General features: G+C 52.7%; 29 protein-coding genes. 1 reads left to right on the top strand and 28 read right to left on the bottom strand.

All coding sequences use genetic code 11. The features are described from left to right. Position 1: 1 nt before the first annotated feature. The 21 genes from ACWKXT_RS10870 to ACWKXT_RS10770 form a co-directional block, all read right to left on the bottom strand. Positions 2–2,731: a phage tail tip fiber protein gene (locus ACWKXT_RS10870; RefSeq protein ID WP_454532429.1), complete on the bottom strand. Its 2,730-nt coding sequence runs from the start codon at positions 2,729–2,731 to the stop codon at positions 2–4. Then, positions 2,731–3,129: a DUF6950 family protein gene (locus ACWKXT_RS10865; RefSeq protein WP_063144000.1), complete on the bottom strand. Its 399-nt coding sequence runs from the start codon at positions 3,127–3,129 to the stop codon at positions 2,731–2,733. Before ACWKXT_RS10865 ends, ACWKXT_RS10870 begins: the two co-directional genes overlap by 1 nt. A gap of 6 nt (positions 3,130–3,135) precedes the next feature. After that, on the bottom strand, positions 3,136–3,720 hold the full coding sequence (locus ACWKXT_RS10860) for a hypothetical protein (protein WP_063144001.1): 585 nt from the start codon (positions 3,718–3,720) through the stop codon (positions 3,136–3,138). Continuing rightward, positions 3,720–4,313, bottom strand: coding sequence for a hypothetical protein (locus ACWKXT_RS10855; protein WP_454532428.1), 594 nt, complete (start codon positions 4,311–4,313; stop codon positions 3,720–3,722). The genes ACWKXT_RS10860 and ACWKXT_RS10855 overlap by 1 nt, the downstream gene beginning before the upstream one ends. A 13-nt stretch (positions 4,314–4,326) precedes the next feature. After that, on the bottom strand, positions 4,327–7,584 hold the full coding sequence (locus tag ACWKXT_RS10850) for a phage tail tape measure protein (protein ID WP_454532427.1): 3,258 nt from the start codon (positions 7,582–7,584) through the stop codon (positions 4,327–4,329). A 53-nt stretch (positions 7,585–7,637) separates the two neighbouring features. Next, the gene (locus ACWKXT_RS10845; RefSeq protein ID WP_454532426.1) at positions 7,638–8,051 is read right to left on the bottom strand and encodes a hypothetical protein; all 414 of its coding nucleotides are present in this window, start codon (positions 8,049–8,051) and stop codon (positions 7,638–7,640) included. 63 nt (positions 8,052–8,114) lie between these two features. Beyond that, positions 8,115–8,378, bottom strand: coding sequence for a phage tail assembly protein T (locus ACWKXT_RS10840; protein ID WP_454532425.1), 264 nt, complete (start codon positions 8,376–8,378; stop codon positions 8,115–8,117). Positions 8,379–8,401: 23 nt separating this feature from the next. After that, entirely contained in the window at positions 8,402–8,803 is a 402-nt protein-coding gene (locus ACWKXT_RS10835; protein ID WP_454532424.1) for a phage tail assembly chaperone, read from the bottom strand. 54 nt (positions 8,804–8,857) lie between these two features. Then, complete coding sequence (locus tag ACWKXT_RS10830; protein WP_000202242.1) at positions 8,858–9,328, bottom strand: phage tail tube protein; 471 nt, start codon at positions 9,326–9,328, stop codon at positions 8,858–8,860. A 54-nt stretch (positions 9,329–9,382) separates the two neighbouring features. Next, a complete protein-coding gene (gene gp17, locus ACWKXT_RS10825) occupies positions 9,383–9,730 on the bottom strand; it encodes a tail completion protein gp17 (RefSeq protein WP_454532423.1) in 348 nt (115 codons plus the stop codon). Then, positions 9,727–10,176: an HK97-gp10 family putative phage morphogenesis protein gene (locus ACWKXT_RS10820; protein ID WP_061382654.1), complete on the bottom strand. Its 450-nt coding sequence runs from the start codon at positions 10,174–10,176 to the stop codon at positions 9,727–9,729. Before ACWKXT_RS10820 ends, gp17 begins: the two co-directional genes overlap by 4 nt. Beyond that, entirely contained in the window at positions 10,173–10,511 is a 339-nt protein-coding gene (locus ACWKXT_RS10815; protein WP_063930617.1) for a phage head closure protein, read from the bottom strand. The genes ACWKXT_RS10820 and ACWKXT_RS10815 overlap by 4 nt, the downstream gene beginning before the upstream one ends. Positions 10,512–10,520: 9 nt before the next feature. Beyond that, positions 10,521–10,847 carry a head-tail connector protein gene (locus tag ACWKXT_RS10810; RefSeq protein ID WP_083020802.1) on the bottom strand — a complete coding sequence of 109 codons (327 nt, stop codon included), beginning with the start codon at positions 10,845–10,847 and terminating at the stop codon, positions 10,521–10,523. Positions 10,848–10,889: 42 nt separating this feature from the next. Next, entirely contained in the window at positions 10,890–12,101 is a 1,212-nt protein-coding gene (locus ACWKXT_RS10805) for a phage major capsid protein (RefSeq protein WP_454532422.1), read from the bottom strand. Positions 12,102–12,110: 9 nt separating this feature from the next. Next, positions 12,111–12,959, bottom strand: a complete 849-nt coding sequence (locus ACWKXT_RS10800) for a head maturation protease, ClpP-related (protein WP_454532421.1) — start codon at positions 12,957–12,959, stop codon at positions 12,111–12,113. A gap of 13 nt (positions 12,960–12,972) precedes the next feature. After that, a complete protein-coding gene (locus ACWKXT_RS10795) occupies positions 12,973–14,277 on the bottom strand; it encodes a phage portal protein (RefSeq protein WP_454532420.1) in 1,305 nt (434 codons plus the stop codon). Continuing rightward, on the bottom strand, positions 14,277–16,019 hold the full coding sequence (locus ACWKXT_RS10790) for a terminase large subunit (protein ID WP_454532419.1): 1,743 nt from the start codon (positions 16,017–16,019) through the stop codon (positions 14,277–14,279). The genes ACWKXT_RS10795 and ACWKXT_RS10790 overlap by 1 nt, the downstream gene beginning before the upstream one ends. Continuing rightward, the gene (locus tag ACWKXT_RS10785) at positions 15,973–16,437 is read right to left on the bottom strand and encodes a phage terminase small subunit P27 family (RefSeq protein ID WP_047174718.1); all 465 of its coding nucleotides are present in this window, start codon (positions 16,435–16,437) and stop codon (positions 15,973–15,975) included. The genes ACWKXT_RS10790 and ACWKXT_RS10785 overlap by 47 nt, the downstream gene beginning before the upstream one ends. A gap of 126 nt (positions 16,438–16,563) precedes the next feature. Beyond that, positions 16,564–16,908, bottom strand: a complete 345-nt coding sequence (locus ACWKXT_RS10780) for an HNH endonuclease signature motif containing protein (protein WP_454532418.1) — start codon at positions 16,906–16,908, stop codon at positions 16,564–16,566. Then, a complete protein-coding gene (locus ACWKXT_RS10775; RefSeq protein ID WP_454532417.1) occupies positions 16,905–17,495 on the bottom strand; it encodes a hypothetical protein in 591 nt (196 codons plus the stop codon). The genes ACWKXT_RS10780 and ACWKXT_RS10775 overlap by 4 nt, the downstream gene beginning before the upstream one ends. After that, positions 17,477–18,934, bottom strand: coding sequence for a glycosyltransferase family 2 protein (locus ACWKXT_RS10770; protein ID WP_454532416.1), 1,458 nt, complete (start codon positions 18,932–18,934; stop codon positions 17,477–17,479). The genes ACWKXT_RS10775 and ACWKXT_RS10770 overlap by 19 nt, the downstream gene beginning before the upstream one ends. Positions 18,935–19,164: 230 nt before the next feature. Between ACWKXT_RS10770 and ACWKXT_RS10765 the strand changes: the two genes are divergently transcribed. Beyond that, positions 19,165–19,545, top strand: a complete 381-nt coding sequence (locus tag ACWKXT_RS10765) for a hypothetical protein (protein ID WP_454532415.1) — start codon at positions 19,165–19,167, stop codon at positions 19,543–19,545. A gap of 268 nt (positions 19,546–19,813) precedes the next feature. On the opposite strand, the gene ACWKXT_RS10760 is transcribed toward ACWKXT_RS10765, so the two are convergent. The 7 genes from ACWKXT_RS10760 to ACWKXT_RS10730 all read right to left on the bottom strand — a co-directional run bounded on the left by ACWKXT_RS10760 (position 19,814) and on the right by ACWKXT_RS10730 (position 22,787). Then, entirely contained in the window at positions 19,814–19,966 is a 153-nt protein-coding gene (locus ACWKXT_RS10760; RefSeq protein WP_454532414.1) for a hypothetical protein, read from the bottom strand. Continuing rightward, on the bottom strand, positions 19,956–20,234 hold the full coding sequence (locus tag ACWKXT_RS10755; RefSeq protein WP_221703646.1) for a hypothetical protein: 279 nt from the start codon (positions 20,232–20,234) through the stop codon (positions 19,956–19,958). The genes ACWKXT_RS10760 and ACWKXT_RS10755 overlap by 11 nt, the downstream gene beginning before the upstream one ends. Then, positions 20,231–20,455, bottom strand: a complete 225-nt coding sequence (locus ACWKXT_RS10750; protein WP_454532413.1) for a hypothetical protein — start codon at positions 20,453–20,455, stop codon at positions 20,231–20,233. The genes ACWKXT_RS10755 and ACWKXT_RS10750 overlap by 4 nt, the downstream gene beginning before the upstream one ends. Continuing rightward, a complete protein-coding gene (locus tag ACWKXT_RS10745; protein WP_454532412.1) occupies positions 20,452–21,078 on the bottom strand; it encodes a glycoside hydrolase family 19 protein in 627 nt (208 codons plus the stop codon). Before ACWKXT_RS10745 ends, ACWKXT_RS10750 begins: the two co-directional genes overlap by 4 nt. Beyond that, entirely contained in the window at positions 21,075–21,356 is a 282-nt protein-coding gene (locus tag ACWKXT_RS10740; RefSeq protein WP_332971799.1) for a phage holin family protein, read from the bottom strand. The genes ACWKXT_RS10745 and ACWKXT_RS10740 overlap by 4 nt, the downstream gene beginning before the upstream one ends. Beyond that, positions 21,353–21,757 (bottom strand): putative holin, encoded by a 405-nt coding sequence (locus tag ACWKXT_RS10735; protein WP_006809173.1) that lies wholly within the window; start codon positions 21,755–21,757, stop codon positions 21,353–21,355. Before ACWKXT_RS10735 ends, ACWKXT_RS10740 begins: the two co-directional genes overlap by 4 nt. A 199-nt stretch (positions 21,758–21,956) precedes the next feature. Further along, complete coding sequence (locus ACWKXT_RS10730; RefSeq protein ID WP_454532411.1) at positions 21,957–22,787, bottom strand: antitermination protein Q; 831 nt, start codon at positions 22,785–22,787, stop codon at positions 21,957–21,959. Positions 22,788–22,795: the final 8 nt, after the last annotated feature.

Raw genomic sequence — 22,795 nt, 5'->3', positions numbered from 1 at the left:
GTTACCACTCTCCAAGAACAATCAGGTTCCCGCCGCCAAGGTCAATTTTCACGCCCTTCCCGTCAATGGTGACGCCATTACCGTTTCCGGTAAACGCAAAATTACCGCTGGAGGCATACAGCGCGCCGTGCAGCTCACAGTTCCCTGATTTGTCAATATTCCACCCGTCACCACCAGGACCAGCCACATAGTTTGATGAACGGATGTAATTACCTATCTTCGCGTTAGTAATGCTGCCGTCCTGGATAAAGGCATCACGGATGAACACCTGGCCGTTATAGACAAAAAACGCAGCCTGGTAATTTCCAGGGTCACTTCCGGAATAAATACCAAACTGATCTGCAGCAAAGACCACAGTAGATTTATAGGTACCGCCGGATGGCTCAATCGACATTCCGAAACCGGTGTTGTACTTCACGCCATTACGGATAATCCCCAGATTCAGGGTGTAAGAGGCTTTCGCCGTTCCGTCACTGTTTACTTCAGCCGTCATTTTCTGATTAACAGCTGAAGTCAGCGAATTCATATCGTTATTAATATCACCGATAGACGCCTGCACGTAGGTTGACAGGTCAGCAAGCCCTTTATCCACTTCAGCGATAGTCGTTTTTACTACCAGAATATCGGCGCGCACCTCCCCGTACTGCTGATACTGGTGTTCAACCGTTCCGTGATTAGCCAGGGCATTCTGCATGGCTGCTTCGAGGTTGGTGTCCACGCCTTCAGAAACATTTTTGAAAGCATCAGAGTCACGCACGGCATCATCAATAATGTCGATCAGCTCCCCGGTTTCCGTCTGGCACAGCGCAGCCACCTGGATGAAAGCTGATGTACCGAATGCATTGATAGTCCTGATGTACCAGTAATAGGTATGTCCATTTTTCAGGTTGTGGCTTGTCCACGTCGAGCCAATACCCGCGCGCGTGGCTCCGGCCTCCACGGTCGCCGTATCTGTGTTGGCAAGCGGCTGCTCGCCGGACGTCCAGAAATCGAACTGGGTAGAAACATTCGTGACGGCTGCCAGGCGGGGAATAAGCATCACGGCAAAAAATGCCTGCTCAACAGTGACTCCAGTCGGCGGTGGCGGTGCCTCAATGCTGAATTCAAGATATGCCTCTGGCGAAGCTGCCCCCATCTGATTAACAGCAGTGACGTGCGCAGTGTAGGTGTCCTGCAACAGGCCAGTTAATCGCGTGAATGAGCCGGGAACCTGAGCTGTGAGCACCGGCTGACCATTCCTGCGAATGACAACCTGGTTATAGACAAACTGCCCGATGTTCTGCCAGGAAAGAACGCCCTGGACGACCTGACCGATCTCCTCCACCGTGTACTTCAGATTCTGAGGCTGAGCCACCCCACCAGGCGGGAGATTGGTAAAATCGGGGCGTTCGATGGGCTTACCGATGGCATCCCCCCACACGTCAGCGGTTTCCTGCTTCAGCGTAATCTGCACGCCGTTCTGCACGCCAAATTTCCAGTCGGTCACGCGCATCTCAACGTTAACGATCCCAAGCGAGGGGAAATTAACTTTTACGTACATACCGGGGCGGTACCGGTACCCACTGAGGTTCAACGTGAGATTCATTGTGCGGGAAATGCGGGTCCGCTTGAGCTTGATGTCCGCCAGGCGCTGAGCCTGAAATTCAGACGTAACGAAACGCAGCTTAAGATCCTGCGATATCTCCACGCCGTCTTCGGTTACCCACTCGCTGACAGATACTGAGGGAAAATCGGCTTCAGAGTAGGTCTGTTTAGGATCGACAAACGTACCGCTGATGGTGTTCACTCGCTCTGACTGTGACACCTCAGGCATGATCTCGATATCACCGGCCAGCTGACTCTCGGTAATAACTTCGGTTGCGGGGCCATAATACGCGCCAACGAGGATGCCATGTTTACCGGCGATGTAGGTTGGCTCTGCTGCGCCCGCTGTCAGCATAGCCTCAAGAATGCTCGCTTTATTTTCGCTGAGGTCAAATTCCCCGTTCAGCGTGTAACGCTTTTCCGTCGTGCCGTCGCCGTTAGTCACCAGCTCGTCGCAGATGTTGGCCGCCTCCTGAAACTGATCCCAGTTAATATCAGCATCAGCGACTTTCAGGTAACTCCTGTAATAGTCCAGCACACACAACGCCAAATTGTTGCTGTACTCCGTGCGGCCGGTGCGCGGGTCGTATACTTTCCGTCCCGTCTTCTCGACTTTCACGTTCGGGATGCCGGACGGGAATTTCTCTGCGTTGTATTTCAGAGATACACGCAGCCAGGAAATCCCCTTGCCGATCATGTCATCTTTCCACGACGGACAATTTTCCAGCATAAACGGATCTGCTGTCTGGCGGTCAATATGCACTTCATACGTGGCGCTCTCGCCATACGAGCCGATATCATCATCGCCCAGGTAAATGGTGCCCGTGCCTGAAATGGGGTGCCCCGCCAGGGTAATGGCAAGGTGAACCCATTCGCCATCAGTCTGATCGCCAGACTGTTCTTCTGCGAAAAACAGAGTGCCGGCAGACACCGTCCTGCCGTAGACAACCGTTTTAGGGCTGGCAGCCGCGCGCAGCACCTGCTTCCGTTCTGCAGTATCACGATAAGACCCCAGCGATGGCTTCTTCGTCATCATCTGTGTGGCGACCTGAGCGGCAATGGTGATTGCCATTGCGATAGCATAGGCTCCATTGGCTGCCGCGGCGCCGGCGGCTACCGTCGCGATGATAGGAATTGCAGCAGGCATCAGCGAACCCTCCACGCACTAAGGGGCTTAATCCGAAGGCAAACCAGCCCCGTTTCTCCCGGCACCCACACTGCACCACCGTAAATTACCCCGGCGCATCGGGTACCCGCGTTTTCCACTACTGCGATATCTCCGCGCTGAGCCATTTTTACCGGCACTTCATCGAGGTATTTAGCCAGCACCTTTTCGAGTGAGCCGCCGCCGCGCAGCAGCGCCTTTTTTGCGCCTGTTTCGCTGTCGTAGGTCCCGCGCCAGCCGTCGGCGAAATTATCCCCGGTCATCGCTTCCGCACAATCTGCCGCAAACAGGCAGCAGTCATGTTCGCCCCATAAAAAAGGCCGCTTTTCAGCGGCCCTTATCACGGCGATTAATCTGTTATGCCAGTCTGGATGCTTCATGCTTCCTCACGAATAGGTAAACCCTGGCGCATCTTTTTTGCTGCCCCAGTAAATTGAACGTTCTGCCATCTGCGCGACGTAACGAAATATGCGGTCGCCTGGCTGGGTGGCCTGATGTGACTCGTCGGTATAACGGTCCGGGAACGGTCGCTGCCAGTCCTCAAAAATATTACTGACGGTGTACTGCAGGGCATTCGTTTCACCCGCCGTTGCCCCGGTGCCGGAAACCTTCCCCTTAAAAATCAAATCCGCAACCTGAACGACGCCGTTATCATCCATCGCCACCAGATACAGCTCCGCTGGCCTTCCCACGCATCGCTCATTGAGGGTTTTAGCAAACAGCGACATATCCAGACCGGACAGCGTCATCCTGAGCTGCGTCGGGCTTGTCGTATTGGTTTCGCCCACATCGTCGATGGCGCCCATCGTACCCATGCCGTAATAGACATAACCGCCCAGTACCAGCGTGCCGGTACCGGAATGCACGTAGGCAGTACCGGACTCAAACTGGACATTCGCCGCCAGCACGGCGGTAACCCTGTCGCGGGATAGCCAGTCCACCATCGAATCAGAAAACGGTGAATACAGCATCAGAAAGCCTCCTCAAACTCCAGCGTATAGCTGGTAAAAACGCCCGGCACGCGGTTACCTGCCCCCTGCTGGTTATCCTTCAGCTTGAAAATGCCGTATGGCTTAGCGACTTCGATTTTTCCGTTGGCAGGGGGAGAGGCACGCAGCATAGGCGCAAAGGGAATAACGGCAGTTCCTGCAGCAGTGCTGGTCACATCGGCGGTGACCATCTTCAGCTCGTCATTAACGGTAAAATAATCACCGGTGCGCAGTACCAGCGTTCCGGGTGTCCAGCCCTTACTGCCGAGCTGCGTACCGGTCTGGTTCGCGTCAGAAACTACCGGGTTTCCGGCTGGCGTTCTCCCCTCGCGCCCCCAGTCGCGAATTTTTACCCTGCCGTATTCACCATCGAGATCGGCCACCAGCGCATCGATACGCCGGGATTTATCATCGGTGAGGTTGTTAAACGCCAGGGAGCAGATCCAGCGGGTGCCGGGGAAACGAACGGTTTGTGAGGCACCGTTAAAGGGAGAGCGAAATGTTTTAGTGTTACTTTCCGGCCGCCACGTCAGCGACGCCGGACATACATCTTCAGGCCATTCAAGCACAGCCATAGTCACTCCTTAGTTAAACGCCAAGCATCCTCCTGGCCTGACCGTTGGTCTGAAAATCACTCAGCATGTCCTGACGCGCTTTTTTAGCGCCATCGGCAGCGCCCTGACGCGCAGCCTCCTGCATGGCACGATTAAGCGCGGCGTCACCGTTACCAGAAACATTGATATGCTGGGTGATATGGATTTCTCCACCTCCACCACCAGCAGTTGTAGTGCCGACCATCCTGACGCCAAGAGTGCCATTCGGTGTCCTGGTTAGTGGCATCACAGCCTCGGGGCCAGCTTCCCCCATCAATCCATCGCCTTTGGCAAATTTGAACATCGTCGGGCTGGAAATGATCGAATTGCTGAAATGGCTAAGATTTGGGGAATCAAAGACGCCGCCTTTGGCAAATTTTAGTCCGCTGGCCGCGCCGGAATATGCGCCTGATGGTGTACTTCCTGCAGAGGTTGCATCACCCCCACCAAAAAGACCACCAAGAGAACCGAACAGTCCCCCGCCTCCTGCAGACTTCAACGAATTGACCAACATTGCGTTGAGGATAATTTTTTGCATAGAAGCCAGTACCGATTTCGACCAATCCTCCCAGTCAACTTTATTGCCTGATAAAGCATCGGAAATATTTCCGATAAGACCTGTCATTGAGTTGTTCACAAGGTCTGCTGTCTGCGAGGAATAATCAGAAGCGGTATCAAACCAGTTTTTAAATCCCTTCTCGGCGCCTGCAGTCCAGTCAGCCTCAGAAGCAGCGATTGCTTTATATTTTTTGTCCAGCGCATCGAGAGCCGCCGCACGCTGTGCGATTGCTTCGGTACCGCCGTCAGTTTTGGCAAAAACACGGTCAATCTGCTGCGTTTCATCGAACCGGCTGCGCTGGCGATCGCTCATTCCTCTGGTTTCAGTTGTCAGCGTAGCCTCATCCCTGAACTTTCGGGCCGCTTCAGTTAAATCCTTCAGGGCATCAGCCTGTTCGCGCTGCTTGCGCACGTTCTCATCAGCTTTTTGAGTCCACTTAGCCAGTTCTGTAGACGATGCCTGAATAGCCCTGCGCTGCTCATCCGTCCATTTAGTGCCTGCCTGGTGGGAAGCCGCATAAAGATCGGAGGCTTTTTCTCCTTCCGTTGCCCGCACGCGCTGCACGTCGATAGCCACGCTCAGATCGGCCATTTTCCGCGAATACTGTTCGGCGGTGCTGGCCGCTTCGCGCTCGGCTTTACTCTGCGCATTCGAAGCAGCCGTGGAGGTCTTTTTGGCCTCTGCTGCTGCCGCGTCCTTTTTGGCTGCCTGATCCTTGTTGTAGATGTACTGGGTGTAAAGCGCCCCCGTCAGCTTCAGATCTTCTGCTTCATAGACGTGCTGCTGATGGAGTTTTTCTAAGCCGCTGAGGCTGGCCAGCTCGTTATCGCGGCGTGCTCGTTCAAGGGCCGTTTGCTGTTGTGGCGTAGCATTAGAAACAGGCACGACGGGGCTGACAAACTTAGGCTCAACCGTTGGGATCACTGCCATTGTTTGATTCAGGAGTCTGTATGCACCATTTAAAATGGAAATTGCACCAGCCTGCTGTATAGCCCTCTGAGTGGCGAGATCGCTAGCCTCATTTACGAGCTTTTGAGTGGCCGCTATTCTTGCGGCGACCTTCTCTCTTTCAAACTCAAGTTGAGACAACCGATCAGTTAAAGAAATATTTTTTTCGGTTATATCAGCCTGATCCATGAAGGTATTCAGGTAGGTTAAGCGTGGGGATTTATTATATTTTTCCTGAATTAATGCCAGTCCTGCCTGGCTTTCCTTAACCTTCGCAATTTGTGAGTCAAGATCGGCCAGGTCCTGCTTTTGTGCCTGTAATGATGTACGGGCATCGGCTGCCGTAGAGCGTAGCCCCAGCACCGACATCTGCTGCAGCTTACCGTTTATTTCATCCAGATTATTGGCAAATCCGACCGCCTCTTTGTGCACCTGCTGGGTATGCTGATACAAACCGTACATCGCCGCACCGGCGCCAATTATCACACCCGGCCATCCTCCGAGGATGCCAAGTACGCCACTACCCAGCCTGGACATCACCGAGGCTGTATTGGTGAGATTGTTAACCGCAGAGGCCCTGCCAGCAAGCGCCGTATTCAGTGATGCCTGAGCTGCAACAAGATTACGCTCAGCGACAATCTGAGCCTCAATACTCGTCGCCGCTGCGCGCGCCTGTTGAGCCCGGTAAACAGCCTGGCGGCCAGCAGCAACGCTAACCTGTGCCCCCCTAACCTGCGCCTGCGCCAGTGCGACTTCAGCGGCCGTATTAGCGAGCACTGCCCGGGTTGACTGGCCTACACTGCCAACCATATTCCCAAAATAACGGGCCAGCCCAACACCAACCAGAATGCCTGCAGTGTTAGCCACATCATCGATGTTATTCGCCAGACCATCCAGCACGCCGGAAAGCGTTGATGAAGCGCCGACGGCATCGTTCGCCCCGCCTACCCAAGCGAGGAAGGCGTTTTGCACTTTCTGTGCAGATCCGCTGACGGAAGCCGGGAGAGTATCGAACTCTTTGCGCAGGATCTCAACGTTCGTCAGCAGTGGGACAATTTTGTCAGTCGTCAGCTCGCCGTTGTTGGCCATATTACGCAGGCCACCTACAGTGGTACCCAGCCCATCAGCCAGCAGTTTCGCCAGGCGGCCGCCGTTCTCCATAATGGAGTTGAATTCTTCTCCTCGCAGAACGCCGGAGCCCAGCGCCTGACTCAGCTGTGTGATAACAGAACTCGCCTCCTCCGTACTGGCGCCAGACAGCTTCAGCGAGGTTGCAACGGTTTCCGTCACTTTTGCTACATCAGCAGAAGCGTAACCGGCATCACGCAGGGACTGCGCAATTCTGCTGTATAGGTTGCTGTTTGCCTCAAGGGATGTTCCGGTACGCTGGCTGATCTCCATCAGCACACGCTGTGATTCCACGTAATCTTCGCTGGAAGAGGACGCAAGGCGAAGACGTCCATTCAACTGGTTCCACGTGTCGGCAAATGCGATCAACTGATGCGTGGCAAATGCACCTGCCCACGCTCCAGCTAATCCGGCAGCAGAAGATCGCACGGTTGCAAGCTGAGAATTCAGGTCAGCCAAAGAACGCTGAGTTTCACGCGTGGCCGCTGCAGCTTTTTTCCCGCCCTGTTCCATAGTGCGGTAGTAATCGGTTCCCATGCGGGACGCTCTGGCGATCTCAGACTGGAAAGAAGAAGAATTCGCAGAAATTTTGATGATTAGCTCGCGCAGCGTTGCCATATTTCACCCATAAAAAAACCCCGCTTAGGCGGGGTTCTTACATTGAATTTTAATCAGCGCAAAAAGAAAGCTGCGACTATTATCAGCAATAATATTACTCCGATAAATTGCCCAACAACAACCGCTCCACTATTCCTTTTATCAGCGTCTTCATTTAATTCAATGGTTTTATCCATCACTGTTGAAGCTGCAGCATTTACTTCTTGAGAATATACCTCTAGGATTGCTGCTTGCGCTTCAGCAGGCTCATTAGATAAAAATTCTTTCATAACATCTAAATAATCTAATGAAGCTATATGTGGATTTCCGCCAGATTGAATTACATCGTTAATACACTCATAGTAAACATCAACTAATTGCCTTATTTTACCTCTAAGAGCGCTATGCTCAGTTACGCCGTTTTCATTTTTGAGAACGACGTAATAATCTGTTGGGCTGCCCGGGATTAAAAATTGTTTCACATCCATATCCTCCCCTTAATCATGTCGTAACATTCTAACATTGGTGGATATAGAGATCAGTAACCAACCTTACAATCCAGACATCCATTCCTCCAGCTCGCTGATCTCCCTTTCTTCTTCCTGTTCTCCCCATTTAAGCATCACGTCAGGAATGGTGAATTTCCCGCCCTGAGAGTTCAGCATTGCAACGGAGATCTGCGCCGCCTGAGCATCGGCGCGCCAGTCACCAATCGGACTGATGCGGTCGAACTCGATCCACATTTTGAGCTCGCTGGCGGTCATGGTCTGGCGCAGTTCGTGGAGAGTGCGCCCCAACCGGAGCGCCAATGACATCAGGAAAAAGGTCAGCGGCTGCTTTACGGCTTTCCCGCTTCTTTCTGGCTCATTCCGAGGTTGAGGGCCTGAGCCAGCAGGCGGGAGTGCACAGGACCATAAATTTTAGATACCTGCTCCTGATCCTCATCACTGAATACTCGCTCGCCGTTTTCATCCAGCAGAACGTCAATAAACAGAACCACATCAGCCTCTTTGTTACGCAGAAACTTTTCCGCCTCCGTCAGCGTCGGTGCCTCTTCGCCCTCGGCGAGCTGGGGATTAACGATCTCCCGGAATTTCACCCAGGCATCGCCAGAGGGTTCACGCAGCGTTACCTTTGCGCCATCCCATTCAGGGACCGTGATACCTTCTTTGGTGCGGTAGGCTTTCGATGCTGTAAGCGCCACGTTGCGTAATGAATTCTGTGATGTTTTTTGCGGCATTTCATTTTTCTCTTGTTACATGATCGGAGGGATAAAAAAAGCGGCCGAAGCCGCTCAGGAACCAGACGCGTAGATGCGTTTAGGTTTGCCGCGTACACGCAGAGAATAGGTAGCGCCAACAACGGAAGAGGTTGCAGCAGACCATGAGCTCTGGCGTACCTCCACCAGCACGTAGAAACCGTTGCCAGACGGGAATACCACGCGCAGCGCGCGCAGTTCGTCATTTTCGTAAGCGGTCTGCAGTGCCTCCTGCGCTGCTTCATCGCCAACCCAGTTACGGGTAATGCTCATTTCAGCAGGCGCGGCGAGGCCGTTGGTTTGCTCCTGTTCAGTTGAGCACAGCGTGGTTACGTCGATATCCCCTTTCTGTCCGCCGGTGAAGGTGATCTCCTTTGTTGCACAGGCTGCTTCCAGCCAGGTAACACCAGCCCCCGGGAAACCTGAGGCGTTAAAATCTTCGGCGGTTACGGGTGCGTCGGAGACGGCAAAGGTCATCCCCTTTGTGACTTCATACTTACTGGTCATGGTTTCTCCAGTTAAAAAAAAGACCGCCGGAGCGGTCTGTTATGGTGGGTAAAGTTAAACGGTTACCTGAAATTCGAGCGTTGCCCGGTGATAGCGCAGATCAGGCTCATAGCCCGGCGTTTTCACAATGCTTTCCGGCTTCAGCACCTGCAGTGCATCGAGCGCCATATTCCTGATCGTGCGCGCTTCAGCGATGGTGCTGGAATAGACATCAACCTGCACAGAAACGGCAGATTCAGCCTGACCGCAAAGAACGTCTGCGGCCACGTCGGTAATAATCGAGAAAATTACCCATGGCGGAGAGACTGAAGGCTTTCCGTCACTGCCGAGCGGCGCAACGTAGGGATAAACCTGCCCTCCGGCCAGCGACTCCAGCAGAGGATAGAGATCGTTTTCCGTCATTTGCTTAATGCCTCGTCGATGGCCTGGTTCATTCGCCTGATTGCAACCTCTGTCGCCTGCTCCTGGCGAACATCAAACGCGGGACGAATGAAAGGGTGCGGCGGCATGTTAACGGTTCCCATTTCAACGAAACGCCAGTAAAAGGCATTACGCGGGTCGCTGGCTTTCATGGTGTTGTCGCTATTGCCGGTTCGCATGTTGCGGCCACGGATGTGAATACCGGAAGATATTTCCCCGCGGCGGCGGCTTTTTTGGGTCACCACCACCACGTTTTTTTTCAGTTTCCCGGTGCGCACCGGTGCACGGGCGATCACTTCTTCCTTAAGCACTTCGGCGCCGGCGCGCGTGGCATCACGAAGAACTTTGTTATTTTCCGCGCGGCTAAGCGCCTCCAGGTCTTTTGCTATGTCATTCAACCCGGAAAAATCGAGGCTCGTTTCAATCATTTTTCGGCCCCCTGCTTGCATAAAATTTCGAGCTGAACACCGCGAGAATCTGGAATCGGTGGGCCAATGATATTCAAAATAGCGCCTTTGAACGGTCCGGTTTCAACCCTGAGTCTGGAGGCTGCAGTGATATCGCTACGAAATCGTGTCCATACCCTGATGGTGGCGACTGCGGTTTCAGCACCAGCGGCTACCAGCTCTCGCCCACTGATACCTTTTACTTCTGCCCAGGTTTCTGCGCCGTCGTGCCACGCTTCAACAGGCTGACCTGAAGGATCACGCGATGTTGTGATGTTCTGAATTACCACCCTGTCTCTCAGTCTTCCGGCCTGCATAAAATCCTCCTATACCCCGTAAATTCGGTATGGCTGAAGCAGGGATTCAACTGCAAGCGGGACCTCTGCAACGGTTTGCCCGATGGCCACAGATTCCCGGTTTGCATACCAGTGACCTATCAGCAGTAACATGGCCGCTTTAACATCATCATTCAGTAGAATCGGGTCCGGGTCGTCTGAATAGCCAGGGCTGCTTTCATTCTCATACAGCGTTCGCCTTGTCCATGTCTGGACGTATCGCGCCGCCGCTCCCGTGTATATCTTCAGCAGAGCATCATCGCCGGTAAAATCGGTATCAATGCGGCAGTGCTGTTTCACCACATTTTGATCAAGCATTTGTTTGCCCCGAAAAAAGCGGCCCGAAGGCCGCAATAGTTATCAGCTACCCGCGCCGGTGCTGAATGAACCGTATACGAACGCCTCAGGGCGTTTCACAGCCAGCGCCAGTCGTTCTTCGCAACGGATGGTGATCATGTTTTTCTCGAAGTCGTCGGCGTTCTCCGTGGAGATAACCACATTCGCATCTTCGCGGTCGAAGATTTGCGCCCCAGCGTTGAAAGCACCAGTCAGGAATTTACCCTGGAAGGCCGCCGCTTCCGTGGCTACAACCGGCAGGCCCCAAAGCGTCGGTCCAGTCAGCGCCGCAGGGTTAGCCAGAATGTATCGGCCCAGGCTGTCTTTGGTCAGTTCGATCCGCGCCCAGTCAATGAAGTGAAGAACGTGGCCGGATGCCGGGAAGCGCGCCAGTTGCGCCTGCAGCATTGCCAGACGCAGATCGTCAATACCGCTCTGCTGTTCTACAGTAAACGCCGGGTTAAATGCTGACGCCTGAGGAACAATGCCGTGCAGATGCACGCCGGTACCATCACCGAAGAGAATTTCCTGCTCTTCCGCGTACTTCAGTCCGTAGCGCATTTCTGCATCAACGGTCGACTGCAGCTGTGCGAAGTCATCCAGGATCTGCTTTGAGGCTTTGAACAGGTGAGCGATGGTGCTTACGCCAGTGATTTTCGGCGTAAACTCAATTTCGCTGTATGGTTTCTGTGTATTTTCAGGAACCACTTTCGCGTTGTTGGTAAAGCCAGTCTGTTGCACCCAGAAAATAGCAGGGGAGGAAGTGCGACCAGGCGCAATCAGATCGCGGATGAACAGGCGCTGCTTCGGTGCCGTATCGATGCCCGGAATTCGCTGGGGTTCGATAACGCCATCAGGCACATCAGCAGAAGTCAGTGCCGCCTTAACCGGGATACTGATACGTTTGCCACCTTCCACCCCGAAGGCAAAGGTTTTCAGCGCTTCAGCAGAGATCACCTGCTGGCCGATTGACTCCACAACATGCTTCGCGTTTGCCAGCGGCATCTGGGCAACATGTTGCTCCAGTTCGCCCATAGCTGCCTTCAGCGTTTTTTCTGCCTCACGCAGTGCGTTGAACTCAGAAGCCATTTTATCAACGGCAGCCTTTGTTTCTTCTGACAGCCTGCCTGACTTCTGCGCCTCTTTGAGTGCGTCTTCTGCTTTCGCGTTGAACTTGCCGGTTGCCTCTTCAATGCTGGCAGTGACTTTTTTCAGAATATCGTTTACTTCAGACATAAAGGGTCCTTATTTGACTAGCGCCGCCAGGGCGTTTTCAAGTGAATTGATGGTTTCAGGTTTGATGTCTTCGGCAGCGCCCGGCGTACCGTCGTTGGTGGTGACAGCGCCAGGCATGCCACCGGATAAGGCTTTAATGAGTTTTCTGCGCTCAGAGCGCGGGGTGTTGGTCTTGGCCAGCAATGCATCAAGTTTGCGAAGCGCGGCTGCAGGCGATTCGTCGCCGTCGCTGACCGCATCTGCAGAAAGCAAGCTGTCTGCCAGTCCCTTCGCCACAGCATCACTGCCACCGATATAGCTTTCCGCGTCCATCAGCTTCTGCACAGCGGCCATATCAAGGCCGGAGCGCGCCGCGTAGATGTCAGCCATAGCGGTATCGAAGGGTTCCAGTGACTGCGCCAGTTCTGCAAAATCATGGCGGTTTCCCATCGCGTATACCCAGCAGTTGTGGATCATCAGGAAGGCACCGCGGCCAATCTGAATATCATCCCCGGCCATCGCAATTATCGAGGCGGCGCTGGCGGCAATGCCCAGCACCTTCACCGTTACACGGCCTTCGTATTCGCGGAGCAGGTTATAAATAGCCAGACCTTCGAACATGTCGCCGCCCGGTGAGTTGATATTCACCGTGACGTCGACACCGTTCATCGCCCGAAGCGCACCGGCAATACGTTTAGCTGTTACCCCTTCGCCCCAGTAGTCCTGCCCGATAACATCAAAAACAGAAATGCTGTTATCGTCGGTGGCAGCCGCTTTGATCCCGCCGTCCCAGCGGTCCAGTGCGGACGGTAATGTTTCACAGGTAACGCGCGCGCAGGGGCGACCCGCCGGTGCTACCGGAAGTTGTTTTTTGCTCATCAGGAAAGTGCTCCTAAGCGGCCTGTTTCAGCGGAGATTGTTCAAAGGAAATATCGGGGAATACGTGGTTATGCAGCTCTCGCAGGGCCAGTGCCTGAACAGCAGGGTTGCTGCTTTCGAGATTTTTCAGTTGCGTCAGGTTGAGCTGAACTGTGTAAATATCGCCCCCTTCAATCGGCGGCATGTTCTCCAGACGGCGAACATCATTACGGGACATCCAGCCATTCTGAAGCGCGCTGGTATAGTAAGCAGCACGACCCGCACTGTCGGCGCGCAGCAGTCCTTCAACGGAGAATTCCGCGAACACGTCATCATCGCTGTCGAGTAAGCACCGGCCAATTTCCTGCTCAATATTCACCAGCAGCGGTCGAAGTGTGTGGGTCAGGAAAAGGAGGTTCATTCCTTCCAGGCTGGATGCCCAACTACTTTGCTTTGTTGTATGTCCAACCATATAAGGCGGCACCCTGAACCAGCGGCAAATCTCTTCAATGCTGAAAGATCGACTTTCAAGCAGCTGCGCTGCCTCTGGATTCATAGTGACATTCTGGTACGTCAGTTTGTTTTCCAGCACCATCAGTTTTCCGGCATTTTTTGAGCCGATAAATGACTGAAGGTTCTGACGCAGACGGTCACGCTGTTCTTTCGTTAGCGCATTCTCAGAGGACAAAAATCCGGTGCTCTGGAGTCCATTCTCAAATATTTTCGCCGCCGCTTCATCCACCGACATAGCCGCACCAAATACATCAACACCTGCCATCGTCGGCATCATGCCGCATACACCGTCAAGACCAAATCCGCGGATGTGCATCATATTTTTGACGGGAATAATGCGTTCCGTTCCGTCTTCGGTGTACTTGTACTGCAGTGCACCACTGGGGAGTCGCTTCACCACCATATTTTGTGGCAGCAAGGGCACCAATGATATCAGGCGGTTTGCGATGAACTTCTTCTCTATGAAGGCGTTCCCGCGCAGACAAATACTGGCAACAACCATCAACATAAAGCGGGATGGCGTCATTTCGGAATTAGGACGACGGCACAGCACCGAATAAGCAGGATGGTCTGTCGCTGCCTTTCGCGAGCCATCAGGCTGTCGCACGTAAATTTTCAATGGTAGTGTTGAAATCGACTCGCTTAACAGCCTGACACACGCCCAGACAGCAGAGAGCTTTATCGCTTTATCAGCGGTTACCACCTTGCCACTGCTGCTGGTGCCATACCATTCGCGCCAGAATTCACCTGTCGTAAGACTGATTGGCACGCCCAGCCAATTTAACAGGGCGCTTTTTACGCGCCCGGGTTGCTTGTTCTTAGCCATCAGATACCCACTATGATCGGTTCGTCAAAAAAGCCCTCAATATCCTCTTCATCCTCTTCATCCCCTTCAGCTGCGCCAACCGCCATGGCGCCAGAAACAACGCCATCAATACGGCCATTACTTCTGCGCTTGCTGAATACCCGATTACCGTTTTTATCCTCTTCAATAACGGCGTTCGCCGCGCACCAGCGCAGGCAGGGATTAAGAGCAATGCTGATCTGCTTCTCCATAATCATTTGCTCGAACAGCTCAATGGAATGCGGCATCCACAAACCTGATTCAGCCGATTTACCAAACCCCTGCCCGTGCGGTACGAGAGGAACCGTGACACCTTCGTCATCCAGTTCAGGAGTCAGGTAGTCAATGTGATAGCGGTCGAAAGCGACTTTTCGTATATCAAACATCGCAGCGAGTTCAGCCATGCGCTTAGCGACAAAGCCGTAGTCAATGGCTGTACCGGGAGGAGCATGGATATGACCATCACGCTCCCAGACATCATAAGGAACACGGTCAACGCGAGCGCGATCATATAAAGTATCTTTCGGGGTCCAGAATTCTGTCAGCAGTACGCTGATGTCAGGAAAATAAAGAGAAAGTGATGTAAGGTCCCGCTTGCCAGATAAATCCAGCCCGCCATAGCAGGTTTTACCCTGCAACTGCTCAATACTGATGTCCTTTTCACAGGCCATCCAGATATCGCCGCTGATCCAGGGGTTCTCTGCATCCACCCATTGACAGAAGTTCAGTCGGCGAACCAGGCTTTCTTTCGCAGGCATACCTCGGGCATCTTCTACCTGCTCGCGCAAATAGTCTGGCTGAAAGGTATGACCCATAGAAGGATTAGCTTTCCCCCAGCATGATTCATCTTTAAATGGATCATCGCCTTCATCAAGTGAACAGATAAAGGCAAAGAACGCATCATTCTCACTTTGCCCCGACGCGACTTTCTGCCCATATTGGTGATAGTCATAACAGACACTGGTTTTGTCATGTCCGCTGTTGGTGATCATGAAAATCAGAGCCTGCCGACGCCCTTTCGTCCCGGCACGCATCATTTCTACAGCACGGTTGTCTTTATGTTCATGAATTTCATCAATCAGTGCACAATGCGGGCGAGGGCCGGATTGTCCATCATCTGAACTGATAGGGCGGAAGAAAGAACCGTTCTGCAAAAATGCCAGATTCCACTCTTTACCAGCACCACCTGATTTCTGGATTCTGGACAGTAACGCAGGAGACTGATCCACCATCGCAACCGCATCACGAAACAGGATCATAGCCTGGTCTTTTTTGGTCGCAGCGGCATAAACCTCCGCTCGTGGCTCCTTATCGGCCGTCATACAGTAAAGGCCAACGCCAGCAGCAAGCGGGGATTTACCAGAGCCCTTACCAGACTCAACATATACGGTACGAAAACGGCGGGTTCCATTTGCCCTTTTCCATCCGAAAATTGAACCAACAATGAAACATTGCCAAGGAAGAAGATTAAACGGTACGCCTTCATGCTCACCGCCATTTAGCTTCAGTACCTGGGCAAAGAAATTAATCGCCCGGTTGACTGAGTCAATATCCCAGACAAGGCCACGATTTTTTCCATCTTTCAGGTCGCGCAGATGTCGGTTACATGCGTTCCGAATGTCAGGACCTGCAACAACTTTTCCTTCGGAGACATCCAATGCATACTGAGTCGCCGGGTCAACCGAAGAACTGGTTGAGCGGGTCTTCTTCTTTTTCTCCACCATCAACTTTCACCTTCGTTCTGGCGGCCGGAGTGAGACCGAATTCAACCAGGTAGCTTTTGAATCGACGATCAGCGTCGGCAAGCATGGCAACCGCCGGATTTGCTTTAATCAAAAATCCGCCTTCTGTCTGCACAGTGTACGTTCGCCCCTCGTCGGCGATAGTAAGGCGCAGTTGCAGAATGTCGGCGTAAATATCACAGAGACGTTCGAGCGCCAGCGTATCGGCAATGGTCAAAATACCCATACCGTCGAGCAGCACGGTCAGTTTTCCCCATGCCACTTTCCCCCAGTCAGTGAGGTGCTCAGGTGGGCTTGGGATTTCTCGCGCCGGAGTGGGCTCTTTGTCGTTGAGTTTGCGTTTGCCCGGGTTGCCGGTTACCACTTTCAGGTGGGTCGGTTTCGGGCGTCGTCCTGCCATCGGAACCTCCCGGAAAAAAACTTTTCATTTCGCGGTTGTGCACAAAAAGGATGGGCGGCGGTCATTCAGGGGCAAGGTCATGAACTTTTGACCCACCCCTCCCCTGCCCTTCACAGATGAGAAACGCTATCGTTTGAACCAGTGCGACGTCGGGTCGAGGGGGATGCCGCTCTCGTCGCAACCGATGATAGAGCCTCTCTTCTCCATCCTCTGCTTAGTTGAATCATGGTGCTGCTTGCACAGTCCCTGCCAGTTACTACGGCTCCAGAAGAGCTTCTGGGATTTGCTTATGGCAGCCGCATCACCAGAACGGAGCGCCTCTTTCAGTTTGTGAGGGGTGATGTGGTCAACTACCGTTGCTGCTGCCACTCTTCCCTGTTCCTGACACATCACACAGAGTGGATGGGCACGAAGGAAAACAAGACGCTCTCTGTCCCATTTGCTGCCGTAGATACGCGGTTCTTTATTCACGCCAGCCTCCATGCTCTGCGTCGCTCTGTTCGTGGCGCTGAGTCAGGGTGACGTTCGACTGATTCAAAGTCTGCATGGTCCACCAGCGAAAAACATGGATAAACCACTGAACCGCCCCAGGCATCACCAACGGCATAATCGGCAGGCTTGCTGCTGTCCCATCGAGATAGCACACGGCTGATGCGATGAGGCGGTATGCTGTAGCACACACCATGAATTAGGCGAGGAAACGAAATGAATTCATATCGAGCTTTATCAGCAATGATTAGCCGTTCCGCTATTTGCATCTGGTACTGAGGAGGCCGACCAGTTCCGAGGTAAAAACTCAGTAGGTCATCTGGGCAGCGCACTAACCAGTCGGTTACCTTTTCGGTGAATCCGGGTACCGGCAACGCGTCGTCTTCCAGCACCACTACCCGGCATAGTTGACTGGCTGCCCATTCAAGCGCACGGCGATGATTCCAGTTAGCTCCGTGGTTACCGTCATCAATAAGCAGATGAGCATCCAGCAGCGCAGCAAGACGTTGTGCATGTTCTGACCGGGAGTGGTGACCAACAACAACGAATTTCACTTGTGCTTCCACCATGCGACCTCCTTACCTATACCATCAGTTTTGAAAACGGTATGTACCAGAGGGCCGGTGACCAACCTGTCAGCGAATGACTGCGCGACAATTCCGAACGCCAGCATGTCACCCACTGCGGCGCCAGCCTGTTCTTTCTTCCAGAAACGATAACTCTCAATCCTGTAGTAAAGACGGATGATGCCGTGAGCGAACGCCATTACATCAGCGCGGGTACCACCAAGGAGTCCAGCATTAAGCATCACATCGTTGCGGTGCTCTTCAATGAACTCCTGATAGATTCGCTCCGGATGATTCTGTTTCGCCCAGGTGTCTGCATACGTCTTTGGCTCAGAGCCAACGTAAATTTTTCCGGGCTCCATTTCTGACCATGGTTCGCGGAGCATTTCGACATCAGTACCATCCGTACACCAGACAAAGCGGTACTGGGGGTTATCACGCAGATATTGCCAGATATGCAGCCAGCGGCGGAAATACACATTCATATCGACCGCAGGCACACGCACCGTCAGCTGGCCCGGTGGAGAATATTCAAACTCGTCAGCGAGAATGACCGCTTCGCCGCCTTTGACAGATGCGACCCATTTCCCAATGAGCGCCTGCTCTGGCTTAAGCCTGGTGCCGCGCTGCGGGTCAGGCTGGCTAGTCAGTAACGTAGTGATAACCACGTCGCGCTGCCGCCGGTACTCCACGTAACCAGTAAACCCGGCATCACGCCGTTCGTTGTGGATTTTAACGTTACGCTCCACCAGCGCCTGCCGGTCAGGTTTCGGTACCGAGCGCTCTACGGCCTCATGCTCATCAAGAGAATGAATCAGCTTTTCTGAACCGACGACATCAGCGTAAGCCCACGTAGTCAGTCCAGCGTTATGGATGCGCAAGGCGAGGTCGCTGTGCTCGTACATGCCGCGACCATAAACCGGATCGAATCCGCCCACCTTCTCGATGACACTGCGGCGGTAATAAAGCATCACGCCACGCTGCCCGGTATACGCCACATGCTGATCGTCACGGTAAAGCACCGAAAGGTCATTGAGCTTATTCTGGCCAGCAAGATCGAGGAATTGGTAAGCCAGGTGTGGCTCGGATGATTCGATGTAGGGAAGATGCCAGTTATAAGCAATAGGCCAGGCGTCATCATCCCAAAGAAAAAGATGCTCACACCCGGCATCCATCAGGGCTGCCAGGCTGGCGTTCTTCGAAGCAACAATGCCGAGTGATGTTTCATGGCGAAGCAGCTGCACGCCCTCGGGCACTAACGCGGAAGGTTTTGTACCATCATCGACAACTACCACCAGCGCACCGGCGGGAAGATGCTTCATGTGTTGTTCGAGCGCTCGCTTCAGAACTTCAGCGCGCTGGTGTGTCGTTATTGCAATGCCGACCCGCGATGAAATTGAGCATGCGGGGGCATACGGGACACCATCAATAGTGACCTGCATTTGATTTTCCTTTTAGACGTGAGCCTGTCGCACGGCAAAGCCGCCGAAAGTTAACGGTTTGCCCAGGCTCACAGCTGAAAGACTTTCTTTGATGTGCGCGTGCGATGCGCATGAAAAACACAATCTTTAAGAGATATATCCTTAACTTTAAAAATTAGCAGTCAGGTTCTCATTGCAAACCCCGTATAATGCACACTGGTAAAATTGACATTAAACGCAAAGGGGGGGTTATGGATTCCAAAAAAACTGTTTCGTATCGTGTAAGCAACTGTGAAAATTGCACTTTTATCGGAAACAAGTCGTATGGTTCAGATGTTGGGTTTGAAATCACCGATTCCAGAGGAATAATAGCCAACGAAAATAGACACTTTTCTGATCAAGTATTAAATGCTCATCGTGAAATCATGAATTTAGTTTATGAATACAGCAATGAGATAATCGAAAAAGTTGGTGATAAAAATCATAATGAAATTATTAAACTACTTGATAGCATGGTTCGAACCCAATCTAAGTCTCCTTTGGAATACATGGAGATGCTAGTTTCATTAGGTGCAAATACTTTGGCTATTTGGCCTTCGGTAAAACATCTGATTGGCCTGCTACCTGTATAGTATTATCTAGCTCGCCAGCAGGTGAGCTTTTTAACGACTGCCACTTCCCGGAGTGGCCACGCTCATGCCCTTGAGGTTCTGTCGCTCATCGCCGCTCATAACCGGTACGCGTCTGGCGATCGCGCTGCTTTACCGGCATACCCTTTTCCTCGATTAACCCTCACCAGCGGTATGTCGCAGTTCGGACCTGCTTCTGGCTCTCTACGCGGAGACTCGGCGCAGCATCATGACTGCTGCATGGCCTTTCGACTGCGGTCTAACCGCTTTGCTACTTGATTTCGAGCTTCTCCTTCTGGCAGTTCTCCTGCCACGCTTTGTTATGCGCCAGTATGTCTTTCTTCGTCTGGCGGTCCATAACGTCAATGTCATGATCGGTCAGGTAGATTGGCTTTACCCAGTCACAGGCGGTATCAACCACCACCGGGACGCTTCCACGTGTCACGCAGCTCGCGATCAACATCGTCATCAGGCATGCGGTTAACAGTCTGCTGTACATTGCTGGCCTCTTTCGTTGCTTCTACCCGGCGTTCTGCTACTGCTTCAGTGGCTGCGGCCTTTTCTTCGGTGCGCTGCTGGTCGGCTTTCGCTTCCGCTTTGCTTGTGCCTCGAATATGGCCCAATCCGAATCCGCTTGCAGCGGCCACACAGATTGCACCAATAACACCGATGATGATTTCAACAATGCTCATGCTTCCACCTTCGGTTCAAAATAGCGCACGTTTAAAGCTTCGCTAAATGGAAAAGACCAGTTGAGCCAGGTGAATGTCTGGAGTTCACACATTCCGTCAAACATCTCTCCAGGTTCGATGTCTTCATAACTGCAGACGATGTGGAGAACACCATCCTTTTCCTTCAGCACAACCGTGTCGGTCTCCCATCGTGGGAGTAAGATGCGTAGCCACTTTTTCATACAAGCACCGTTTTGGCCTGACCGAAGCGAGCGCGGCGATCTTCAAGTCCGTTCGTTCCGCCGTTGATAATCTTCGTCACCTGCATCAGGTCGCCGGAATACTTCAGGCACCCCTTAGTGTCGAAAAACCACGCCGCGCTTCTGGCTGCATAAACATCTTCGGCCAATAGCTCAGGCTGCTTAACAAGATCAACCTTCAGGCCGTTACCGCAGTCACGGTAGTTGTTGAGTCCGGTAATCTGGATAAGTCCACGCCCACGGTATAACCAGCCGTCTCCGGGAGCGTTGTTACCCATGCGCTTGCTGTATACCAGGTTAGCAATGGCGCGTTGGCGCTCAATCGGTAAAGTGCGTTCTTCAGGACGGCGGCCAAGCATGTTTGCCTGGTCTGCTGTGAGGCGTCCTGCACGAATGAAGTTAGCCAGTGCTGCAATCCGATAGTTGAAGCTCTCCACCAGCAAAGTGAATCCTGCTGATTCATGCCCTGCCTGAGCGATGAACATCGCCTGGTCTACCGGTTTGGTGATGCCGAACTCTTTCATCGCCTCTTTCACTGGCTGAAACCAGCGCGCAGCTAACTCGGCGCTTAGCCCAGCCGCCTTTTGAAATTGTGATTGGTTCACGTTGTGCTTTCCCCTGCGATTCTTGCGATGTTGCCCCTTGCACGCCATACGGCAATGCAGACAACAAGATTGACGACCAGCTCTCCGTAGTCGACCTGCGCGTAATCACCATGCCATATGCGGAAAGCGGTAAACGCTGGTGCGAGGATCAGCCCATACGCGAGAAATTCCATCAGGCGGCGGCGGCGTAAGCTCCGCTTCCTGAAGAACATCAGACGTATGGTGATAAGGATGCATGCCACAGCGTTAATGTTCAGGATAAGTGTTTGCCACGTCATTCTTCCCCCTTCAATCCGGGTAAGTCTCCTGTCTTCGAGCGCTTGAGAACGCGAAGCAGGACAGTGACAGAAACCGTTGAGGCCGCCAGCGCACCAATGGCTGGAGATACTTTCACGGCAACTGGCGGAGAAAGGTGACTTAATGCCGCATTGATAAGCGCAGCGATGATTTCAGATGCTGTTCCGGCGCAGTAGACCCCACCGATGAATGAGATGAGTGCGAACAGTATCTGCTTCCAGAGCTTGTGGTCTTCACTGCTCAGCACGTAAAGAGCGGCCCCAGCAAGTGAGCAAAGCATTACGGCGGGAGTAGCTTCTGGAAACATCGTGGCAAAGGTGATTCCGGTCGTACCGGCTGCAACACCAGCAGTTGCCGTAGCAGATATCGGTTCTGCGGACATTTAGCCCCCTCTTATTGCCGTGAGTCCTCTCAGAACGAGGGGAAACAAAAAAGGCCGCCATTTGGCAGCCCTTAGAAACAACAAAACCCCGCCGTAGCGAGGTTTTTTATATTTTCTTTCTAACCGTGGACATACAAAGCCCATCGTTAGTGTCAAGTTACATCAAAAACGGCAACATTGCAAGCATCGTGACGTTAAATTACGCGATATCCGTCAAATTATCGTTTCTTGTAACTTTTTTCAGTTGGGTGTTTGAATAGCTCTCTTCCTGAAAGCAGCGAGAAACAAGCATTTCGTAGAATGGCTTCCAGCTGTAGCGCCAGGTGCGATCAGGAAGACTTGGCAGCTCAGAGAATATTCCCCGGTAAGCAATAGATGACTTTGGCCTGCTGTAACCGCGCCCTTCGCAGCGCTTGCATACCTTATAAACAGGTACGCCTTGCAGCTCAGTTGCTTTACGGTCCAGTGTCTTACCTGTTCCTCCACACTGGCAGCGCTTACTTATATTCCCGGCACCGTTGCATTTTGTGCAAAGTGATTGCTCAACGTTCTTCACCTCCCGCTTCTTTTCGAAAGATGATGGTGACTGCCCGAGGTCTTTTGCCCACTGTGGAATTCTCATTGTGTAATGGCTTTTAGTGACCGTACCGACTTTTTCAAGGAGACCTTTACCGTTGCATTTTGGACAATCGGATAAATCAGCAGCTGACGATGCATAGTCGTTATAGGCGAACTTGGCCATGATGAGCATACAGAGGGGGAATTTCTTTCCTGCGAGACGGCGTACAGCAAAAGGCGCGGATTGCTTGGCATATTCAGCGAGCCAGTTTATTGAAGCTTCTCTGTCCTGCTTGCTGACTCCGGCTTTACCAAGATACATAGCAAGGCCAATTCCCGCGTCTGCCTGAGTCATTCCTAGAGCAGCCATGACATCAGTTACCGTTAGTTGCTCGCTGGCAGTGGCGCGAACACTGTCGGAAATATGCATTCCTTTTGGGGCAAAGAATTTAACAACGTTATCGAGGTCCATGAGCGTCT

The sequence above is a fragment of the Enterobacter sp. UPMP701 genome (assembly GCF_053709515.1).
Note: the sequence above shows the minus strand (reverse complement) of the source record. Positions and strands in the feature narration are given on the sequence as shown.

What these genes read in the sequence shown, in the direction of transcription:
- ACWKXT_RS10740 (WP_332971799.1), bottom strand. Translation starts at nt 21,356, where the DNA reads ATGACGTGGCAAACACTTATCCTGAACATTAACGCTGTGGCATGCATC.
- ACWKXT_RS10730 (WP_454532411.1), bottom strand. Translation starts at nt 22,787, where the DNA reads ATGGACCTCGATAACGTTGTTAAATTCTTTGCCCCAAAAGGAATGCAT.
- ACWKXT_RS10845 (WP_454532426.1), bottom strand. Translation starts at nt 8,051, where the DNA reads ATGGATGTGAAACAATTTTTAATCCCGGGCAGCCCAACAGATTATTAC.
- ACWKXT_RS10830 (WP_000202242.1), bottom strand. Translation starts at nt 9,328, where the DNA reads ATGACCAGTAAGTATGAAGTCACAAAGGGGATGACCTTTGCCGTCTCC.
- ACWKXT_RS10795 (WP_454532420.1), bottom strand. Translation starts at nt 14,277, where the DNA reads ATGGCTAAGAACAAGCAACCCGGGCGCGTAAAAAGCGCCCTGTTAAAT.
- ACWKXT_RS10775 (WP_454532417.1), bottom strand. Translation starts at nt 17,495, where the DNA reads ATGGTGGAAGCACAAGTGAAATTCGTTGTTGTTGGTCACCACTCCCGG.
- ACWKXT_RS10865 (WP_063144000.1), bottom strand. Translation starts at nt 3,129, where the DNA reads ATGAAGCATCCAGACTGGCATAACAGATTAATCGCCGTGATAAGGGCC.
- ACWKXT_RS10770 (WP_454532416.1), bottom strand. Translation starts at nt 18,934, where the DNA reads ATGCAGGTCACTATTGATGGTGTCCCGTATGCCCCCGCATGCTCAATT.
- ACWKXT_RS10870 (WP_454532429.1), bottom strand. Translation starts at nt 2,731, where the DNA reads ATGCCTGCTGCAATTCCTATCATCGCGACGGTAGCCGCCGGCGCCGCG.
- ACWKXT_RS10850 (WP_454532427.1), bottom strand. Translation starts at nt 7,584, where the DNA reads ATGGCAACGCTGCGCGAGCTAATCATCAAAATTTCTGCGAATTCTTCT.
- gp17 (WP_454532423.1), bottom strand. Translation starts at nt 9,730, where the DNA reads ATGACGGAAAACGATCTCTATCCTCTGCTGGAGTCGCTGGCCGGAGGG.
- ACWKXT_RS10835 (WP_454532424.1), bottom strand. Translation starts at nt 8,803, where the DNA reads ATGCCGCAAAAAACATCACAGAATTCATTACGCAACGTGGCGCTTACA.
- ACWKXT_RS10765 (WP_454532415.1), top strand. Translation starts at nt 19,165, where the DNA reads ATGGATTCCAAAAAAACTGTTTCGTATCGTGTAAGCAACTGTGAAAAT.
- ACWKXT_RS10735 (WP_006809173.1), bottom strand. Translation starts at nt 21,757, where the DNA reads ATGTCCGCAGAACCGATATCTGCTACGGCAACTGCTGGTGTTGCAGCC.
- ACWKXT_RS10855 (WP_454532428.1), bottom strand. Translation starts at nt 4,313, where the DNA reads ATGGCTGTGCTTGAATGGCCTGAAGATGTATGTCCGGCGTCGCTGACG.
- ACWKXT_RS10820 (WP_061382654.1), bottom strand. Translation starts at nt 10,176, where the DNA reads ATGATTGAAACGAGCCTCGATTTTTCCGGGTTGAATGACATAGCAAAA.
- ACWKXT_RS10800 (WP_454532421.1), bottom strand. Translation starts at nt 12,959, where the DNA reads ATGAGCAAAAAACAACTTCCGGTAGCACCGGCGGGTCGCCCCTGCGCG.
- ACWKXT_RS10810 (WP_083020802.1), bottom strand. Translation starts at nt 10,847, where the DNA reads ATGCTTGATCAAAATGTGGTGAAACAGCACTGCCGCATTGATACCGAT.
- ACWKXT_RS10815 (WP_063930617.1), bottom strand. Translation starts at nt 10,511, where the DNA reads ATGCAGGCCGGAAGACTGAGAGACAGGGTGGTAATTCAGAACATCACA.
- ACWKXT_RS10755 (WP_221703646.1), bottom strand. Translation starts at nt 20,234, where the DNA reads ATGAGCATTGTTGAAATCATCATCGGTGTTATTGGTGCAATCTGTGTG.
- ACWKXT_RS10805 (WP_454532422.1), bottom strand. Translation starts at nt 12,101, where the DNA reads ATGTCTGAAGTAAACGATATTCTGAAAAAAGTCACTGCCAGCATTGAA.
- ACWKXT_RS10860 (WP_063144001.1), bottom strand. Translation starts at nt 3,720, where the DNA reads ATGCTGTATTCACCGTTTTCTGATTCGATGGTGGACTGGCTATCCCGC.
- ACWKXT_RS10750 (WP_454532413.1), bottom strand. Translation starts at nt 20,455, where the DNA reads ATGAAAAAGTGGCTACGCATCTTACTCCCACGATGGGAGACCGACACG.
- ACWKXT_RS10790 (WP_454532419.1), bottom strand. Translation starts at nt 16,019, where the DNA reads ATGGTGGAGAAAAAGAAGAAGACCCGCTCAACCAGTTCTTCGGTTGAC.
- ACWKXT_RS10840 (WP_454532425.1), bottom strand. Translation starts at nt 8,378, where the DNA reads ATGTCATTGGCGCTCCGGTTGGGGCGCACTCTCCACGAACTGCGCCAG.
- ACWKXT_RS10785 (WP_047174718.1), bottom strand. Translation starts at nt 16,437, where the DNA reads ATGGCAGGACGACGCCCGAAACCGACCCACCTGAAAGTGGTAACCGGC.